This is a genomic window from Phocaeicola sp. RTP21198st1_B8_RTP21198_201120, assembly GCF_040929485.1.
Classification (GTDB): Bacteria; Bacteroidota; Bacteroidia; order Bacteroidales; family Bacteroidaceae; genus Phocaeicola; species Phocaeicola dorei.
This window is the reverse complement of the sequence record NZ_JBCOCI010000239.1, coordinates 1-1,870: the sequence shown is the minus strand read 5'-3', so window position 1 is coordinate 1,870 and position 1,870 is coordinate 1. Positions and strand designations below refer to the sequence as shown.

General features: G+C 40.1%; 1 protein-coding gene and 1 pseudogene. Both read left to right on the top strand.

What is annotated here, in order from left to right:
• A pseudogene (locus AB5935_RS24985) lies at window positions 1-208 on the top strand (RagB/SusD family nutrient uptake outer membrane protein); the annotation flags it as partial.
• Window positions 209-250: 42 nt separating this feature from the next.
• Window positions 251-1,870, top strand: a 1,620-nt coding sequence (locus tag AB5935_RS24980; protein WP_368327755.1) for a TonB-dependent receptor plug domain-containing protein, incomplete at its 3' end; no start/stop codon positions are given.

The following is a 1,870-nucleotide window of genomic DNA, read 5'->3' as shown; positions in this document are numbered from 1 at the left end:
GCCCTATACTATTAAGACTTCACAAGAATTCGAACGTGTAGAGAATGAAGACTTTTATAAGAATAATGATCCGGCAGAGGCAGAAGTGAGAAACTTCCGTGAGGAGACTATTTTGAAACGGGTATTTGGAACGAAGCATTACTGGTTCCCCTTATTGGATAATGACGTGTATCTGTATGCTGAATTCCCGCAGAATCCGGGATGGTAATCTCTTATGGTTACTGAATGTATAATTATAAATGAATAAACAATGAAACATATATATAGAAGATTCATTCTCAGTGCAGTGCTTGTTTTTCCGGTTGTTATTTCTGCCGGTGCACAAGAGTTGGCAGGGGATAATGCAAGTTCGCTGCAAAACGATTCGTTGGTGCAGGTGGCTTTCCGAAAGGTTTCTCAGAACAATTTATTAGGAGGTGCCTCAGTAGTAAATGTAGAGGAATTGACGAAGAAAAATTACAATACATGGAGCTTGACCGATATGCAGGGATATGTCGGTGGTTATAATGGTAACTCATTGTGGGGAATGGATGAAAAGCTGATATTGGTGGACGGGGTACCTCGCAATATTGATTATATTTCTCCTACGGAAATCAGCCAAATAACCTTTTTGAAAGGTGCGCAAGCTGTGGTGCTCTATGGAAGTCGTGCGGCTAAAGGAGTAATTATGATTACAACTAAAAGAGGTAAGAGTACGGATCTTCAAGTAGATGTACGCGCCAATACAGGGTTTTATGTCGCAAAGAGTTACCCCGAATATTTAGGTTCGGCCGAATACATGACTCTTTATAATGAAGCACGTGCCAATGACGGGCTCGGTGCTCTCTATAGTGCGGAGGATATTTACCATTATGGATCCGGTGAGAATCCTTATCGTTATGCTAATGTGAATATGTATTCGTCGGACTATATCAAGAAGGCATATAATCGTTCGGATGTTACAGCCGAAATTTCGGGTGGCAATCATCGTGCCCATTTTTATACGAATATAAATTATCTTCGTTCCAATGACGTTTTCAAAATCGGTGAAGCGAAGCATAATGGGACCAATGGTTTAAATATTCGCGGTAACGTAGATTTGACATTGAATGACTTTATTACAGCTTATGTGAATGCTAAAGTATCTTTCTATTCACGTCGTAGTGCCAATGGGTCTTATTATTGGAGTGCGGCATCTACATTGCGTCCCAATCGTATTTCTCCGTTGATTCCGTTGAGTTATATTGATGCAAATGCAGCCAGTGCATGGGATTTGGTGGCGAATAGCAATAATATAGTTGATGGAAAATACTTTTTGGCAGGAACACAATCTGATATGACAAATGTATTTGGCGATTATTATGCTTCAGGTTATAGTAAAGCAACAGATCGTTCGTTCCAGTTTGATGCGGGAGTGAACATTGGTTTGGACAAGGTGTTGAAAGGACTCTCTTTTCATACTCGGTTTTCTGTAGATTACTCTACTGCTTATATTACTTCTTATAATAACAGCTATGCCACATATGCGCCTACCTGGTCTAATAATGGCGGGAAAGATATTATTGTCGGTTTGACAAAATACAATGAGGACAAGAAGTCCGGTGTGCAGAATATCAGCGGCAGTTCGGATAACCAGACTGTTTTATTCTCCGGCCAGTTCGATTACGAAAACACTTTTAATGATGATCATCATTTGGCTGCCATGTTAATAGCCTCTGGTTATCAACAAAGTTATTCAGGAGAATATCATAAGACAAGCAATGTAAATTTGGGCATGCAGTTGGGATATAACTTCCGCAATAAATATTATGCCGATTTTGGTGGGGCTGTTATACATTCTGCAAAGTTGGCTCCGGGACATCGTAATGCTTTCTCACCTTCTTTGACATTG